The organism is Mycobacterium sp. NPDC050041 (assembly GCF_049541695.1).
In the GTDB taxonomy this organism is placed as follows: Bacteria; Actinomycetota; Actinomycetes; order Mycobacteriales; family Mycobacteriaceae; genus Mycobacterium.
In genome coordinates this window covers 202,019-217,563 of record NZ_JBMVDG010000007.1, presented here as the reverse complement: position 1 = coordinate 217,563, position 15,545 = coordinate 202,019, and the positions used below count along the sequence as shown (strand labels likewise).

14 protein-coding genes are annotated in these 15,545 nt (G+C 67.3%); 5 read left to right on the top strand and 9 right to left on the bottom strand.

Going from position 1 to position 15,545, the window contains the following annotated elements; all coding sequences use genetic code 11:
• The first annotated feature begins 32 nt into the window (after positions 1 to 32).
• Together ACPCHZ_RS21495 and ACPCHZ_RS21490 are read left to right on the top strand one after the other, a co-directional pair.
• A complete protein-coding gene (locus tag ACPCHZ_RS21495) occupies positions 33 to 1,709 on the top strand; it encodes an L-lactate permease (RefSeq protein WP_423486587.1) in 1,677 nt (558 codons plus the stop codon).
• A gap of 20 nt (positions 1,710 to 1,729) precedes the next feature.
• The gene (locus ACPCHZ_RS21490; protein ID WP_423486586.1) at positions 1,730 to 3,097 is read left to right on the top strand and encodes an FAD-binding oxidoreductase; all 1,368 of its coding nucleotides are present in this window, start codon (positions 1,730 to 1,732) and stop codon (positions 3,095 to 3,097) included.
• 24 nt (positions 3,098 to 3,121) lie between these two features.
• On the opposite strand, the gene ACPCHZ_RS21485 is transcribed toward ACPCHZ_RS21490, so the two are convergent.
• The 5 genes from ACPCHZ_RS21485 to ACPCHZ_RS21465 form a co-directional block, all read right to left on the bottom strand.
• Complete coding sequence (locus ACPCHZ_RS21485; RefSeq protein ID WP_423486585.1) at positions 3,122 to 3,547, bottom strand: YkvA family protein; 426 nt, start codon at positions 3,545 to 3,547, stop codon at positions 3,122 to 3,124.
• Positions 3,548 to 3,549: 2 nt separating this feature from the next.
• Entirely contained in the window at positions 3,550 to 4,296 is a 747-nt protein-coding gene (locus tag ACPCHZ_RS21480) for a dienelactone hydrolase family protein (protein ID WP_423486584.1), read from the bottom strand.
• Positions 4,268 to 4,681 carry a hypothetical protein gene (locus ACPCHZ_RS21475; protein WP_423486583.1) on the bottom strand — a complete coding sequence of 138 codons (414 nt, stop codon included), beginning with the start codon at positions 4,679 to 4,681 and terminating at the stop codon, positions 4,268 to 4,270. The genes ACPCHZ_RS21480 and ACPCHZ_RS21475 overlap by 29 nt, the downstream gene beginning before the upstream one ends.
• A 59-nt stretch (positions 4,682 to 4,740) precedes the next feature.
• Positions 4,741 to 5,490, bottom strand: coding sequence for a DUF899 domain-containing protein (locus ACPCHZ_RS21470; protein ID WP_423486582.1), 750 nt, complete (start codon positions 5,488 to 5,490; stop codon positions 4,741 to 4,743).
• A gap of 109 nt (positions 5,491 to 5,599) precedes the next feature.
• Positions 5,600 to 6,325, bottom strand: coding sequence for an SDR family NAD(P)-dependent oxidoreductase (locus tag ACPCHZ_RS21465; protein WP_423486581.1), 726 nt, complete (start codon positions 6,323 to 6,325; stop codon positions 5,600 to 5,602).
• 162 nt (positions 6,326 to 6,487) lie between these two features.
• Between ACPCHZ_RS21465 and ACPCHZ_RS21460 the strand changes: the two genes are divergently transcribed.
• The 3 genes from ACPCHZ_RS21460 to ACPCHZ_RS21450 all read left to right on the top strand — a co-directional run bounded on the left by ACPCHZ_RS21460 (position 6,488) and on the right by ACPCHZ_RS21450 (position 9,390).
• The gene (locus ACPCHZ_RS21460; RefSeq protein WP_423486580.1) at positions 6,488 to 7,498 is read left to right on the top strand and encodes a sigma-70 family RNA polymerase sigma factor; all 1,011 of its coding nucleotides are present in this window, start codon (positions 6,488 to 6,490) and stop codon (positions 7,496 to 7,498) included.
• 69 nt (positions 7,499 to 7,567) lie between these two features.
• Positions 7,568 to 8,809 carry a cytochrome P450 gene (locus ACPCHZ_RS21455; protein ID WP_423486579.1) on the top strand — a complete coding sequence of 414 codons (1,242 nt, stop codon included), beginning with the start codon at positions 7,568 to 7,570 and terminating at the stop codon, positions 8,807 to 8,809.
• Complete coding sequence (locus ACPCHZ_RS21450) at positions 8,809 to 9,390, top strand: TetR/AcrR family transcriptional regulator (RefSeq protein ID WP_423486578.1); 582 nt, start codon at positions 8,809 to 8,811, stop codon at positions 9,388 to 9,390. The genes ACPCHZ_RS21455 and ACPCHZ_RS21450 overlap by 1 nt, the downstream gene beginning before the upstream one ends.
• Here ACPCHZ_RS21450 and ACPCHZ_RS21445 read toward each other — a convergent pair whose 3' ends face one another.
• The 4 genes from ACPCHZ_RS21445 to ACPCHZ_RS21430 all read right to left on the bottom strand — a co-directional run bounded on the left by ACPCHZ_RS21445 (position 9,391) and on the right by ACPCHZ_RS21430 (position 15,482).
• Positions 9,391 to 11,754 carry an arylsulfatase gene (locus tag ACPCHZ_RS21445; RefSeq protein ID WP_423486577.1) on the bottom strand — a complete coding sequence of 788 codons (2,364 nt, stop codon included), beginning with the start codon at positions 11,752 to 11,754 and terminating at the stop codon, positions 9,391 to 9,393.
• Positions 11,755 to 11,882: 128 nt separating this feature from the next.
• Positions 11,883 to 12,599, bottom strand: coding sequence for a siderophore-interacting protein (locus ACPCHZ_RS21440; RefSeq protein WP_423486576.1), 717 nt, complete (start codon positions 12,597 to 12,599; stop codon positions 11,883 to 11,885).
• Between the two features lie 43 nt (positions 12,600 to 12,642).
• Entirely contained in the window at positions 12,643 to 13,809 is a 1,167-nt protein-coding gene (locus tag ACPCHZ_RS21435; RefSeq protein ID WP_423486575.1) for an acyltransferase family protein, read from the bottom strand.
• On the bottom strand, positions 13,806 to 15,482 hold the full coding sequence (locus tag ACPCHZ_RS21430; protein WP_423486574.1) for a DEAD/DEAH box helicase: 1,677 nt from the start codon (positions 15,480 to 15,482) through the stop codon (positions 13,806 to 13,808). The genes ACPCHZ_RS21435 and ACPCHZ_RS21430 overlap by 4 nt, the downstream gene beginning before the upstream one ends.
• Positions 15,483 to 15,545: the final 63 nt, after the last annotated feature.

The following is a 15,545-nucleotide window of genomic DNA, read 5'->3' as shown; positions in this document are numbered from 1 at the left end:
GGTTGTGACCCACACCACACCCGAGGTGAGCCGTGTACCAGCAGGTTCTCGATCCAGTCGCAGGTTCCCTCGCGTGGAGCGCCGTCGTGGCGGCGATACCTCTGCTGCTGTTGTTCGTCCTGCTCGGCGCACTCAAGATGACGGCGTGGAAGGCGTCGCTGATCTCGCTGGCCGTCAGCATCGCGATCGCCGTCTTCGTCTACGGCATGCCGGTCGGCCAGACCCTGCTCGCCGGTAGCGAGGGCGCGGCATTCGGCTTCTTCCCCATCCTGTGGATCGTCATCAATGCGATCTGGGTGTATCAGATGACAGTCGAGACAGGGCATTTCGACGTGCTTCGGCGGTCGTTCAGCTCGGTCAGCGACGACCAGCGAATCCAGGCGATCATCATCGCCTTTTCGTTCGGCGCGTTGATCGAGGCGCTCGCCGGCTTCGGCACCCCGGTCGCGGTGACGTCGGTGATGCTGATGGCGCTCGGCTTCCGCCCGCTGAAGGCGGCCGTGCTGGCGCTGGTCGCCAACACCGCGCCCGTCGCGTTCGGCGCCATGGCCACGCCGATCATCACACTGAGCAAGGTGACCGAACTGCCGGTCGACACACTCGGCGCGATGGTCGGAAGACAGACGCCGATCCTGGCGCTGCTGGTGCCGCTGGCCCTGGTGGCGATCGTGGACGGCAAGCGCGGCATGCGCGAGACATGGCCAGCCGCAGTGGTGTGCGGCGTGGTGTTCGCGGTCGCGCAGTACGCGACGTCGAACTTCGTCTCGGTGCCGCTGGCCGACGTGGTGGCCGCGCTGCTGTCAGCGGCCGCGGTGGTCGTGCTGGTACGGGTGTGGCGGCCGCGGCACGCCTACACCGAGCCCGCGGAGACTCCGGTGACCGCAGGCGCGACCGGCCCCGGTGAGCCCCCCGCCCCCGCTGTCGGTGTCGGTGACGACGATGGAGCCGACCGCGAGGTGGAGGACTCCCGCGCCGACGTCGTCAAGGCGTATGCGCCGTATGGGATCATCATCGGGGTCTTCGTGATCTGCCAGATCCCCGCGGTGAAGAGCCTGCTCGATTCGGCGACCTTCGCCTTCACCTGGCCAGGCTTGAACGTGGTCGACGCCGACGGCGACCCGTCCACCCTGACGAAGTTCAACTTGAACCTGCTCACCACCCCGGGCACACAGATGCTCATCGCAGGCGTGCTCACCATGGTGGCGCTGAAGCTCTCGGCGGCACGGGCGCTGAAGGCCTACGGGGTGACGCTGCATCAACTCCGCTGGGCGATCGTCACCGTGATGACGGTGCTCGCCCTGGCCTTCGTGATGAACCTGTCCGGACAGACCATCACCCTCGGCACCTTGCTGGCCGGCACGGGTGGGGCGTTCGCGCTGCTGTCGCCGATCCTGGGCTGGCTCGGTGTCGCGGTCACCGGATCGGACACGTCGGCCAACTCACTGTTCGGCGCGCTGCAGGTGACGGCCGCGAATCAGGCCGGACTGTCCGACGTGCTGATGGCCGCATCGAACAGCTCCGGCGGCGTGCTCGGCAAGATGATCTCCCCGCAGAACCTGGCGATCGCCGCGGCGGCGGTGGGCCTCGACGGCAAGGAGGGCGACATCTTCCGGCGGGTCGTCCTGTGGAGCCTGGGCTTCCTCGTGCTGCTGTGTGCGCTGTCGGCGCTGCAGGCCTCGCCGGTGCTGTCCTGGATGGTGCCCTCATGACGACTCGTAGCATCTCCCCCATGACCGATCAGCGGGTTGCCGAACTGGTCGACGAACTGCCAGACGGCGTCGTCGTCACCGATCCCGACGTCGTCGCCGCCTACCGCCACGACCGCGCCGCCGACCCCGCAGCGGGTACCGCGCTGGCGGTGGTCCGGCCGCGCCGCACCGAGGAGGTGCAGACGGTGTTGCGGTGGGCAAGTACGCACGGCGTGCCGGTGGTACCCCGCGGCATGGGCACCGGACTGTCGGGCGGGGCGACCGCGCTCGACGGCGGCATCGTGCTGTCCACCGAGAAGATGCGCGACATCACCGTCGACCCCGTCACCCGCACCGCGGTCGTGCAACCCGGACTGCTCAACGCCGAGGTGAAGAAGGCGGTGGCCGAGTACGACCTCTGGTACCCGCCGGACCCGTCGTCCTACGAGATCTGCAGCATCGGTGGAAACATCGCGACCAACGCGGGCGGGCTGTGCTGTGTGAAGTACGGCGTCACCACCGACTACGTGCTCGGCCTGCAGGTGGTGCTGGCCGACGGCACCGCGGTGCGGCTCGGCGGCCCGCGGCTCAAGGACGTCGCCGGCCTCAGCCTGACGAAACTGTTCGTCGGCAGCGAGGGCACGCTCGGCGTGATCACCGAGGTCACCCTGAAGCTGCTGCCGCCGCAGAAGGTCGCGAGCACGGTGGTCGCCTCGTTCAACTCCGTGGCCGCCGCTGCCGACGCCGTCGTCGAGATCACCGGGAAGATCCGGCCGTCGATGCTCGAGTTCATGGACTCCGTCGCCGTCAACGCCGTCGAGGACAAGCTCAAGATGGGCCTGGACCGCAACGCCGCGGCGATGATGGTCGCGGCGTCCGACGACCGCGGCGCGGCAGGCACCGAGGATGCCGAGTACATGGCCCGGGTGTTCACCGAACACGGTGCGACGGAGGTGTTCTCGACCGCTGATCCGGACGAGGGCGAGGCCTTCGTCGCGGCGCGGCGCTTCGCCATCCCGGCCGTCGAGGCCAAGGGGTCGCTGTTGCTGGAGGACGTCGGGGTGCCGCTGCCCGCGCTGGCCGACCTGGTCGCCGGAGTCGAGAAGCTGGCCGCCCAGCACGACGTGATGATCTCGGTGATCGCGCACGCCGGCGACGGCAACACCCACCCGCTGATCGTGTTCGACCCCGCCGATGCCGACATGGCGCAGCGGGCCCAGACCGCCTTCGGTGAGATCATGGACCTGGCGATCAGCTTGGGCGGGACGATCACCGGCGAGCACGGCGTCGGCAGGCTCAAGCGGCCGTGGCTGGCGGGTCAGGTGGGGCCCGACGTGATGGCCCTCAATCAGCGCATCAAGGCGGCGCTCGATCCGGCCAACATCCTCAATCCCGGCGCAGCCTTCTAGCGTTTCGGGTTTCTCGCGAATGGCTCACGCGTCGGTGGCGCGTCCCAGGCCTGCGAGTCGGACGAGCGCGGCGAATCCGTCCTCGCTGCCGGGCCAGTGCGCCCGGACGGCGTCGATCCCGGCGCGGCGCACGACGCTGCGTAGCACCGCAGCGACGATGATCGCGTCGTCGGCATATCCGAGAACCGGGACGAAGTCAGGGATCAGGTCGAACGGCAGCGCGAGGTAGATCAGCAGCAGCGCCATCCGCACCCGTACCCCGCGCGGCAGTGTTTCGTCTGCGGCGAGGCGGCGAATGAGCCGCAACGCGTCGGGCAGAATGCGCAGCGCCTCGCGCAGCAGCCCGCCGCGGGGCCGCACGACCACCAGGGCGATGACGAGTGCGAGCCACGCCAGCACCAGTGCCCCGGCGAGACCGATCGCAAGGTCCCACCGCAACGAGCCGGTCATGACTACTGACTACTCTCCGCAGCGAATACCTCATCAAGCAGGTCCAGTACCGCCTGCCACGCTCGTGTCGACGACGGAGCGTGGTGTCCTACGCCGGGCACAGTGGGAGCAGATGAGTCGACAAGTTGGTGGGGATCGGCCCAGAACGCGTGCTTGGCTCCGCCGTAGATGTTCACCCGCCAGTCAACCCCGGCGTTCTGAAGTCCGCTCGCGAACTCCATGAGTTGAGCGGGGGTGCACAGTGGATCCTCGGAACCCGTGCAGAGCAGGAAGGCGCCGCCCACGTCGGGCCACACCTCGGCATGGGCAGCGGGCAGGCCCGGATGGATCGCGGCCAGTGCTTTGAAAGGAACCTCGGCCTTGGCGAGTTCCAGCACGATGGAGCCGCCGGCGCCGTAGCCGAGCGCGGCGAGCCGGTCGTGGTCGACGCCGGGTACATCGAGTAGGACGTCGAGCGCGGCACGGCCGATCGCGTGCATGCGGGTCGGGTCGGCCAGCAATGGCATGACGCGAGCCAGCATCCCTTGCGGGTCGCCGAAGTACGTCTGGCCGGCGTGGTAGTCCATCGTGAGGGCGATGAAACCGTGCGCGGCGAGGATGTCGGCGCGGCTGCGTTGATAGTCCTCGAGTCCGATCCCGTCATGTCCGATGAGCACAGCCGGCGAGGGGCCCGTGCCAGACGGCTGCGCCAAGTGCGCGATCATCGTCAATCCGTCGGCCTCATAGGTGATTTCGCGTGTGACGATCATTCGATGACAGTACCGAAGCTCGGTGCGAGCTCAGCCCGTGTTCGCCCGTAGCTGACCGGCCGGGCCGACGTGCGCGGGTCCGGTAGTACAGCACCGCGGTGGCGGCGATGACCTCGACCGCCGCGAGTGCGGTGGCCAGGGTCATGACCGTCGAATGGTGCGCTGACGCATCTGCGTTGACACCGCCCCCGTGGTGATGCGTCGCCGACAGAGGGGCGTGGACGGCGATCATGGCGAGGTTCATCAACGCAACCAGGACCCAGGCCCGCAGCGTGCCGCGCGTCCACAGGTCACGCGCGCAGAACAAGCACGCTGCGAGCATCACCACAATCAGCGCGGCCGCAGAGACGCTCGTCGTGTGCGGGAGCGCAACGCCGTGCAGCACAGCTGAACACGCTGCCAGTGCGGCACACGCTCTGCGCCCGAAGACGGCGGCACGGTCTTTCATGTGGCGCGGGCCTTCGGATCCGTGCGCAGCAGGGCCTGTGCGGCAGCCGACCGTTGCTTCCATTCCTCGGACGACGACGCGGGGTCACCGTATTCGTCGTGCCAGTTCCACCACTCATAGGGCGGGGTCTGCGGGTAGCCGTCGGGTGAGTCTTCCCAATTCTCCTGCCGCCCGAGGGCGGTGATGTCGAGGTAGCTCCACGTGCTGCCCAAGGACTCGTCGCCGCGGTTGTTGACGAAGTAGGTGCGGTACACCGTGTCGCCGTCACGGATGAACGCGTTGGTTCCGTGCCATTGGTCCACCCCGAAGTCGACGTCGAAGTCGTCGGTGAGCGTGTACCACGGCATCCGCCAGCCCATCCTCGCCTTCACCCGCTCGATGTCGGCCTGCGGTGCGCGTGAAACCAGCACGAGCGTGGTGTCGCGGGCGTTCAGGTGGGCGACGTGGCCGATGTTGTCGGCAACCATGGAGCAACCGCGGCAGGCATGGTCGGGCCATCCGTGCACGCCGGGTTCGAAGAAGGCGCGGTAGACGATCAGTTGACGGCGTCCGTCGAACAGGTCGTGCAGAGTGGCCCGGCCGCTGGGCCCGTCGAATTCGTACTGCTCGTCCACGGGCAGCCATGGCATCCGTCGACGCGAGGCGGCCAGCGCGTCTCGGGCGCGCAGGATCTCCTTCTCTTTGACGAGCAGCTGCTGGTGTGCAGCCTCCCACTCCTGCGCCGACACGATCGGTGGTGTGTTCATTGCGGTCTCCGCCTTTCGAGTCTCACGATTTCGCCTGTCTGTATTGACTGCGGCCGAGCCGAGAACTGGGCGCTGGAGGGAGGGCCGACTTTCTCCGTGTGGCCTCTGATCACGACGTGACCGGCTGTGCGTTGTGGAGTGCCGCGAACTGACGCTCGAGCGCTTTGGCCGCACTGCTGCGCCAGCTCTCGGCCATTGACTGCGACATCGGATCGGGGAAGATGTCTTCCTCCCCGATCTGCAGTCCGTCCAAGATGGCGCGTGCAACGGACTCCGGGGAGGCCTTCGGTACGTCGAGGTCTCGGGACATGTCCGTGTCCACCGGGCCGGCCAGAACGGCGTGCACGCTCACGCCATGTCCGGCCAAGAGAGCACGCAGCGATTGCGTCAGGTTGAAGACGGCTGCTTTTGAAATCGAGTAGGCCGGTATGACCGGCAGGGCGGCCAGGGCCGTCACCGATCCCACGTTGACGATCGCTCCGCGGGAACGAGTGAGCATCGGCAGGAAAGCCCGGGTCACGCCGTACGTGCCGAAGAGATTGACGGCGAGTTGCTGTTCGAGCGCGGCGGGATCGCTCAAGTCGTCGTACAGCGCCAGGCCGGCGTTGTTGATGAGGATGTCGAGAGATTCCACGTCATCGACGGCCCTCCGGATCTGCGCGGGGTTGGTCACGTCGAGGGTCAGGGGTGTAACGCGCCGATCCGAGTGCGTCATCGGCTGACGCGCGGCGGCGTACACCCGTTTCGCGCCTCTCGCCAGGGCTTCCTCGATGAGTGCCCGTCCGATTCCGCGATTGGCCCCGGTCACCAGAACCGCCTTGTCTGAGATGGTCATGCGTCCTCCTACTGAGGGATTTCGAACTGTCGAAGATGTAGGCGCAGCGACACCGCGAAACTGGGCGCGGATTGTGCGCCCAGTTGGCGGCCCGGCCGGCGTCGATACTTGTGTAGGTGCAATCAGAGGGAGTGCCGTGACGCGAGGGCGAAGTGGTGACGCGTGGTGACAACCGAGCTGATCGCGAGGGCGCGGGCCGGAGACGGCGACGCGTTTCAGACGCTGACCGAGCCGTACCGCCGAGAGTTGCTGGTGCACTGCTACCGGATGCTCGGTTCCTTTCAGGACGCCGAGGATGCCCTGCAGGACACACTGCTGTCCGCCTGGCAGGGGCTCGAACGGTTCGAGGGACGCGCCTCGATCCGCACCTGGCTCTACCGAATCGCCACCAACCGATGTCTTGACGCGCTTCGCTCGGCCAAACGCCGCCCGGCCAAGGAGTGGAACATCTCCGAGATCGAACTGCCAGAACCGAGTCGGCTGGGCGAAATCGTCTGGCTGGAGCCCTTTCCCGACGCTCTCCTCGAGGGTGCGGCCGACACGCAGCTGGGCCCGGAGGCTCGCTACGAGCAGACCGAAGCCATTTCTCTTGCCTACGTGACCGCGCTGCAAGTCCTGCCGGCCCGCCAGCGGGCGGTGCTCGTCCTGCGCGAGGTGCTCGGATACCACGCCGACGAGGTCGCCGACATGCTGGGGGCGACCGTCGACTCGGTCAACAGCGCGCTCAAACGAGCCCGTAGCACGCTGCTGCGGCGCCTACCGCCAAGAGGCGAAGACTCCCCGCCACCCGCTCCCGACTCCCCCGCCGAGCGGGAGCTGGTGGCGAAGTTCGTGCGCGCGTACGAGTCTGGTGACGTCAATGAGCTGGTCGCCCTACTCACCGCCGACGTCTCCGTGTCCATGCCGCCGATTCCTCTCGAGTACCACGGCCGCGACGTCGTGGCACGCTTCTACGCCAGCATCTTCGGCCGTGGGCCGAGATATGACCTCATGCCGACGCGGGCCAACGGCCAGCTGGCGTTCGGGGCCTACCTCCGCACCCCCGCCGGCGGCATCCGGCACGGGTCAGGCCTGCTCGTCCTCACTGTCTCGGGCGACCGGATCTGCGCGTTGACCCGCTTCGACAACGACGTGCTGCCGTCGTTCGGGCTACCACGATCGCTCCCCGGCTGAGGATCGCGGCAAAGCAGATCCAGCCGCGCAACCCTTGACATTCACGCTCTACTGTCGTAGGCATGAGACATGACAGCGACTTTGTCTCATGAGTCGTCGGCGCGGTTCGAACTCGCCGACGCCGAGACCTGGCCGGACCCGTGGCCGATGTACCGCGCGCTGCGGGATCACGACCCGGTGCATCACGTGGTCCCCAGCAACCAGCCCGAGCACGACTACTACGTGCTCTCCCGGCACGCCGACATCTTCACCGCGGCCCGCGATCACGAGACCTTCTCGTCTGCCCAGGGCCTGACCGTGAACTATGGCGAGCTCGAAATGATCGGCCTGCAGGACAATCCGCCGATGGTCATGCAGGACCCGCCCGTGCACACCGAGTTCCGCAGACTGGTGTCACGTGGCTTCACCCCGCGGCAGGTCGAGGCCGTCGAGCCGAAGGTCCGCGAGTTCGTCGTGGAGCGCATCGAGGGGTTGCGCTCCAACGGCGGCGGGGACATCGTCGCCGAACTCTTCAAACCGTTGCCGTCGATGGTCGTCGCGCACTACCTCGGGGTGCCCGACGCCGACCGCCACCAGTTCGACGGATGGACCGACGCGATCGTCGCCGCCAACACCGCCGAGGGCGGGCTCGGCGGCGCGCTGGAGACCCTCGGCGATTCACTCGGCGCGATGATGGCCTACTTCACGGCGCTGATCGAACGCAGGCGCGTCGAGCCGGAGGACGACACCGTGTCGCACCTCGTCGCGGCCGGTGTCGGCGCCGACGGTGACATCGCCGGAGTGTTGTCCATCCTCGCCTTCACGTTCACCATGGTCACCGGCGGCAACGACACCACCACCGGAATGCTCGGCGGCGCAGTGCAACTCCTGCACCAGCGGCCCGACCAGCGCAGGCTGCTGGCCGAGAACCCCGAACTGATCCCGGAGTCCATCGACGAGTTCCTCCGACTCACCTCCCCCGTCCAGATGCTCGGCCGCACGGTGACCCGGGACGTCACCATCGGCGACACCACCATCCCCCAGGGCCGCCGGGCCATGTTCCTCTACGGCTCGGGCAACCGCGACGAGCGCCAGTACGGCGACGACGCTGGCGAACTCGATGTGGCCCGCCGGCCGCGCAACATCCTGACGTTCAGCCACGGCGCACATCACTGCCTCGGCGCCGCGGCCGCGCGCATGCAGTCGCGGGTGACACTCGAGGAATTGCTCACCCGCATACCCGAATTCGAGGTGGACGAGGCGGGCGTCGTGTGGGCCGGCGGCAGCTACGTCCGGCGACCGCTGTCCGTGCCGTTCACCGTCACCGCCTGATGCCGGGCGACTGGCTGGCCGACCGGCGCACCGAGGTTGCCGCCGACCGCATCCTCGACGCCGCGGAGCAGCTGTTCACCGAACGCGACGCCGCCACCGTGGGCATGCACGACATCGCCAAAGCAGCGGGGTGTTCGAGGGCCACGCTGTACCGGTATTTCGAGAACCGCGACGCGCTGCACGCTGCCTATGTGCACCGCGAGGCCCAGCGGCTCTACCAGGAGTTGGCGCGTCGGGTGGGCGGACTGACCGATCCGGCGGAGCGGATGGTCGAAGGGGTGCTGACCGCGGTCGCCAGCGTCCGCGACAGCCCGGCGATGTCATCGTGGTTCGCCTCGACGGAGCGGCCGATCGGCGGCCAGATGGCCGAGCAGTCGGAGGTGATCAAGGCACTCGTCGAGTCGTTCGTGAGAGCGCTGGGCGTCGACGACGATGACGACGTCGAGCGGCGGGCACGCTGGCTGGTGCGTGTGCTGACGTCACTGCTGATGTTCCCCGGCCGCGACGAGGCCGACGAACGGGCGATGCTGACCCAGTTCGTGGTGCCGACGGTGGTGCCGGTGAACGAAGCGACGCGCTGACTACTGCCGCGCCATCGCCACCCGGAAGCGCTCCTCCGGGTCGATGTAGTGGTCGGCATCCTTCGAGTCTTCCCCGAGATCGATGCGCACCCAGTCGATCCTGCCGTTGAACGCACTGGTGTGGGCGGTGTACTCCGGGCTGACCGTGGTCCCGGACTCGTAGCCGACGTCGGTGGTCTCGTCGGCGGAGAAGATGAAGCCCTGCGTCTGGTCGACGCGTCCCCTGCCGACCTCCTTGCCGTCGTAGTACAGCGTGACGTCGCCGCCACGACCCATCCCGCCACCGTCGTAGGCGAACTCCATCCGTACCTGGACGCTGCCTGCCGGGATGGGCTCGGCGGCCTCGATGTCGTATGACGTGATGCCGAGCACGTTGTAGTGGAACTTGGCGCGACCGTTCGCGGCATACAGGCTCCAGCCACCGAATCGCCCGCCCTGGGCGATGATCACACCGCCGGCGCCGCCGTCGGGGACCTCCACTTCGGAGGTGACGGCGAACGACTTGTTCTTGATGTCGACGACGCTGTTCTCCGACAACCGGCCCATGCCCGGAAAGAGCATCTGACTGTTGCCCTTGATCAAGGACGGTCTACCGGCCAACGTGGGGTTGATGCGCTCGATCTGGCGATCGTCGAGCGGCAGCACGTTGTACTTGACCGCCTCGATCAACCAGAGCCGTTGCAGCTCGTGGAGTTTGTCCGGGTTCTGCTCCGAGAGGTCGTTTGCCTGTGTCCAGTCGACGTTGCCGTCGTAGAGCTCCCACACGTCTTCATCGAAGGCGGGCATGACGGCCCCGCCCATTGCCCAGGGCGTGCGATGTTTGGTCACCGCGCTCCAGCCCTTGTGATAGATGCCGCGGTTGCAGAACATCTCGAAGTACTGCGTCTGATGTCGTTCGGGCGCGTCGGCCTCGTTGAAGCTGTACACCATGCTGGTGCCCTCGTACGGACTCTGCAGGACACCGTTGACGATCGTCGGCGCCGGGATCCCCGCCGCTTCGAGCACGGTCGGCGCGAAGTCGATGACGTGGCTGAACTGGTTGCGGTGTCCACCCTTGTCCTCGATCCCCTTCGGCCAGTGCACGATGGTGCCGTTGCGGGTGCCGCCCCAGTGCGACGCCACCTGCTTGGTCCACTGATACGGCGTGTCCATCGCCCACGCCCACCCGACGGCGTAATGCCCGTAGGAGCCCTCGCCGCCGAACTCGTCGATCTTCGACATCAGGAACTCGGGGGTCTCGATTGCCGCCATGCCGTTGAAGTTGGCCATCTCGTTGAACGAACCCTGCAACGTGCCTTCGGCCGACGCTCCGTTGTCGCCGATGATCAGGTAGACCAGGGTGTCCTCGAGGACGGGCCCGAGCGAGTCGAGCAGTCGGCCGACGTGGTGATCGGTGTGCTCCAGGAAGGCGGCGTACACCTCCATCTCGCGCTCGAGGACGGGTTTCAGCGCCGGGTCCATGTCGTCCCACGCTGGGATCTCCGGATCGCGTGGGGTGAGCGCGGCGTCCGGCGGGATGACACCGAGTTCCTTCTGTCGTTCGAAGGTGATCTCCCGCTGGCGATCCCAGCCGTGGGCGAATTTGCCACGATACCGTTCGATCCACTCGGCCGGCACATGGTGCGGAGCGTGGGTGGCGCCTGGTGCGAAGTACATGAAGAACGGCTTGTCCGGAAGCAGGGCCTTCTGCTGACGTGCCCAGTTGATCGCCTTGTCGGTCAGGTCCTCGGTGAGGTGATAGCCCTCGGCCGCGGTCTTCGGCGGCTCGATCGGCGTGGTGCCCTGATACAGCGCGGGGTCCCACTGATTGTTCTCGCCACCGATGAAGCCGTAGAAGTACTCGAATCCGCCACCGCCCGTCGGCCATGCGGTGAACGGCCCGGCGGGACTGGTCTGCCAGACGGGCACCTCGTGGCACTTGCCGAACTGCGCGGTGGAGTAGCCGTTGAGCTTCAAGGTCAATGCCAAGGGTGCCTTGGTATTGGGCAGAACCGAGGTGTACCCGGGTGCGGCGGTGGCGGTTTCAGTGATATTGCCCATGCCCACCGAGTGGTGGTTGCGTCCGGTCAGCAGCGCCTGGCGCGTCGGTGAGCACAGGGCTGTGGTGTGAAAGCGGTTGTACTTGAGGCCACCCGTCGCGAGCTTCTCGAAGTTCGGGGTTTCGCAGGGCCCCCCGAAGGCGCTGCTGGCGCCGAAGCCGACGTCGTCGATGAGGATGACCAGCACGTTGGGCGCACCATCGGGCGGCCGCACGTCGGAGATCGGCGGATAGCTGGTGTCGGGATCCTTGGCGTCGTAGGTGGTGAGACCGACATGGGCGACGTCGGGGATCGGCAGGATGTCGCGCCGAAGGTCAGGGTTCATGAATGTCCGATCGACGCAGGCACCACCGCGGGTGGCACGGACCACGTGTCTGTAGCCCGAGGGGGCCAGCCTATGTCCGCCGACTCCGGGCCGCCCCGTAATCGACCCGCCGAAAGAACTGTTCGCCGTCAGGCCACCCAGTAGGCCTGCGCCTTGATCGACTTGCGCGGAATCCGGTACTCCTCGCGCAGCACCTTGGCCACCGCGCGGGTGGTCCGGTTGTCGCTGGCGACCCAGCCGAAGTGGTCGGTGGCGTCGAACGCCGAGGAGGTCACCGCATCGACCAGTCCGGCGCCGGCGTTCTCCCGGTCCACCCAGGTGATGTCGACGGCGCGCGCCACCGGCAGTTCTCTGTCGTCGGCGTGGCCGGCCTCGAGGAACACCCGCGCCGGCGCGTCGCCGATGGCGTCGAGCAACGAGTTGATCGCCGGCAGCGACGCGGTGTCACCGACGATCACGTAGCCGGCGGGCCGTGGTTCGGGCAGGGCGAAATTGCTGCCCAGCACCGTCACCTCGATGGTGTCCCCCGGCTCGGCGTCTTCGGCCCACTGCGACGCAATGCCCTCGTGCAACGCGAATTCGACGTCGACGGTGTCGGCTTCCGGGTCGGGGTCGACAAGCGTGTAGCCGCGCTGATGCAGCCTTTCGCCGTCGGCGAACCACATCCGCACCCACTGCGTCGGATGTGTCGGCCGCCCGGCCAACATGCCGCCTGCGGTGAAGCTGACACGCAGGTAGTGCGGGCCGACCTGCCGCTTGCCGGTGACGGTGAACTCGTGGTCACCCGCGCGGAACAGCTTGAGGACCGTGCCCTGCCAACCGCGCGTCGCCTTCTGATCAGCCATGCAGGTAAGGGTACCCTTAGTCGGTCCCCGGTTGGCTCGTCCGTCAGCGCGCAGGGCGCACGCGAGTGCAGCGGTGCAGCAGCCACGCGAGCGGGATGGTCACCACCAGCGTGCCGACGGACAGCGCCGGCATCGACCCGGTGTAGATCGGAAAGCCCAAGATCTCGACCATCACCAATTCCATGGTGACGAGGTGGATCAGGAAGATCTCATAGGAGATCTCGCCCAGGAACACCATGGGCCTGCTGGCGAGGAATTTCGAGTACAGCCCCCGGTCGCCGAGTGCCACCGGCGCCACGATGAGCGTCGCGATCACGGCGTAGAAGGCCGCCTTCCACATCGCAGGCGCCAACGCGTAGGGCGACGTCGTCGGTTCTCCCGCAAGCGGTGTCGAGGCGATGAAGTAACTCACCACCGCGATGGGCAGCACCGCGAAGGCGTAGCAGCGGACACCCATCACGGAAAGGACCGCGAGCAGCATGCCACCGACGAACCAGAGCAGGTAGGTCGGCAACCACAGACGCGCCCCGTCGGGTAACCCGTCGACGGTGTGCACGAAGATCAACCAGGCGGGCGTCACAGCGCCCAGCAGCACCAGGCCGCCGAGCAGCAGCCACGGCCGCCACCGGCGGCGGCACAGCACCGCCAACAACAGCCAGGCCAACAGCGGCAACACCACATAGAACGCGGCTTCCACGGCCAGGCTCCACATCTGGGTGAGGCCTTGGTGCAGAAACGAATACATGTACTGGTCGGTGTAGATCTGCGTCAGGGTGAGGTTGCGGAAGAGCCCCTCCCAGGTGTGCCCGGGATTCGGCCCGGCCATGCGCCAGTGGTAGACGAGATACGCCGCGATGACCGTCACCGCGTAGGCCGGCATGATCCGTCGGACCCGGTGCCAGGCGTACCGGCGCACCGACGGCCAATCAGCCTCCGTCGCCGTGGCTTTCACCCACGGCCGGAAGAGCAGGAAACCCGACAGCACGAAGAAGACCGGGACGCCGATTTCCATGCGGGCGTAGACGAGCCCCTCGTACCCGTGGGTGTACTTGCCGGTGGTGTAGGCGGCATGGGTGAGCACGACCAGCAAGGCGGCGACTGCCCGCACACCGGTGAGCGAGGCGACCCGCTCGGCGGCGCTGACGGACTCGAGCCCGCCTTGGGCGTCGTTCTGCTGCCCGGTGTCTTGAACGCCTCGCGGTGCGGTCACTTGTCCTTGCGGTGCGCCTTGGGCCCGCTGTCGGGTTCGAGGTGGATGAGTTGACCCTGAATCCGGGTCTTCTCCAAGGCCTTCAACGTCTGCTTCGGCAGGTTCGCCGGCAGCTCGACCAACGAGTGGTCGGGCTTGATGGTGATGTGACCGAAGTCGCTGCGGTTGAGCCCGCCCTCGTTCGCGATGGCGCCGACGATCGCGCCGGGCATCACCTTGTGCCGCTTGCCCACTGCGATGCGGTACAGCGCGAGATCGCTGCGCCGTTCGCGCGGCCTGCCCTCACCGCGTTCCTTGCGGGGACGTTCGTCGCGTTCCCGCTTCTTCTCCGGCGGCGGCTCGACCATCAGGAACTCCGCACCGTCGCGGGCCTGCACCGCAAGCGCCGCCGCGATGTCGGCCAGTGGGACGTTGTTGTCCCGCTCGTAGTCCTCGATGAGGCGGCGGAACAGGCTGAGCTCGGGAGCATTGAGCGATTCGCTGATGGAGTCCCGGAACTTCTCCACGCGTTGGGCATTGACGTCGTCGACCGACGGCAGCGGGGACTCGACGAGCTTCTGCCGGGTGACGCGTTCGATCGAGCTGAGCAGGTGGCGCTCGCGCGGGGTGACGAACAACAGCGCGGTGCCCGAGCGGCCCGCCCGGCCGGTGCGGCCGATGCGGTGCACATAGGACTCGGGGTCGTGCGGGATGTCGTAGTTCAACACGTGTGAGATGCGCTCGACGTCGAGGCCGCGGGCGGCGACGTCGGTGGCGATGAGGATGTCGAGCTTGCCGTCCTTGAGCGAGGCGATGGTGCGCTCACGCTGGGCCTGCGCGATGTCGCCGTTGATGGCCATCGCGGAGAACCCGCGGGCGCGCAGTTTCTCGGCGACCTCCTCGGTGGCCTGCTTGGTCCGGACGAACACGATCATCGCCTCGAACGGTTCGACCTCGAGCAACCGGGTGAGCGCGTCCATCTTGCGATGTCCGGAGACCTGGATGTAGCGCTGGGTGATGTTGTCGGCGGTCGCGGTCTTGGATTCGACCTTCACCTGAACCGGGTCGTGCAGGTACTTGTTGGTGATCTTGCGGATGGCAGGCGGCATGGTGGCCGAGAACAGCGCCACCTGCTTGTACTCCGGGGTGTCGGAGAGGATGCGTTCGACGTCCTCGGCGAAGCCCATCTGCAGCATCTCGTCGGCCTCGTCGAGGACCAGGTAGTCGAGGTGCGACAGGTCGAGAGTGCGCTTCTCGAGGTGGTCGATGACCCGGCCCGGCGTTCCGACGACGACCTGCGCGCCGCGCTTGAGGCCGGCCATCTGGGGACCGTACGGCGAGCCGCCGTAGATCGGCAGAACGTTGACCTTCAGGTGAGCGCCGTACCGGCTGAACGCCTCGGCGACCTGCAGTGCCAGCTCGCGCGTCGGCGCCAGCACCAGCGCCTGCGTGGTGCGGCTCGAGGTGTCGATCTTCGACAGGATCGGAATGGCGAATGCCGCGGTCTTGCCGGTGCCCGTCTGCGCCAGGCCGACGACGTCTGACCCCGCCAGCATGGCCGGGATCGTGGCGGCTTGGATGGGCGACGGCGACTCATAGCCGACGTCAGCGACTGCCCGCAGCACCTCAGGGTGAATGTGCAGGTCAGCGAAGGAAGGTTCGGCTCCGGATTCTTCCGGCTCAGGCGGCGTCATAGCGAGGCAAGTCTAATGCGCCGAAGCACGCCGGTCGCCCAGCGCGCATGTTCGATGACTTTC

Bases quoted from the DNA above. Each gene is read 5' to 3' on its own strand.
- ACPCHZ_RS21490 (WP_423486586.1), top strand. From the start codon at position 1,730: ATGACCGATCAGCGGGTTGCCGAACTGGTCGACGAACTGCCAGACGGC.
- ACPCHZ_RS21485 (WP_423486585.1), bottom strand. From the start codon at position 3,547: ATGACCGGCTCGTTGCGGTGGGACCTTGCGATCGGTCTCGCCGGGGCA.
- ACPCHZ_RS21480 (WP_423486584.1), bottom strand. From the start codon at position 4,296: ATGATCGTCACACGCGAAATCACCTATGAGGCCGACGGATTGACGATG.
- ACPCHZ_RS21470 (WP_423486582.1), bottom strand. From the start codon at position 5,490: ATGAACACACCACCGATCGTGTCGGCGCAGGAGTGGGAGGCTGCACAC.
- ACPCHZ_RS21465 (WP_423486581.1), bottom strand. From the start codon at position 6,325: ATGACCATCTCAGACAAGGCGGTTCTGGTGACCGGGGCCAATCGCGGA.
- ACPCHZ_RS21455 (WP_423486579.1), top strand. From the start codon at position 7,568: ATGACAGCGACTTTGTCTCATGAGTCGTCGGCGCGGTTCGAACTCGCC.
- ACPCHZ_RS21450 (WP_423486578.1), top strand. From the start codon at position 8,809: ATGCCGGGCGACTGGCTGGCCGACCGGCGCACCGAGGTTGCCGCCGAC.
- ACPCHZ_RS21445 (WP_423486577.1), bottom strand. From the start codon at position 11,754: ATGAACCCTGACCTTCGGCGCGACATCCTGCCGATCCCCGACGTCGCC.
- ACPCHZ_RS21440 (WP_423486576.1), bottom strand. From the start codon at position 12,599: ATGGCTGATCAGAAGGCGACGCGCGGTTGGCAGGGCACGGTCCTCAAG.
- ACPCHZ_RS21430 (WP_423486574.1), bottom strand. From the start codon at position 15,482: ATGACGCCGCCTGAGCCGGAAGAATCCGGAGCCGAACCTTCCTTCGCT.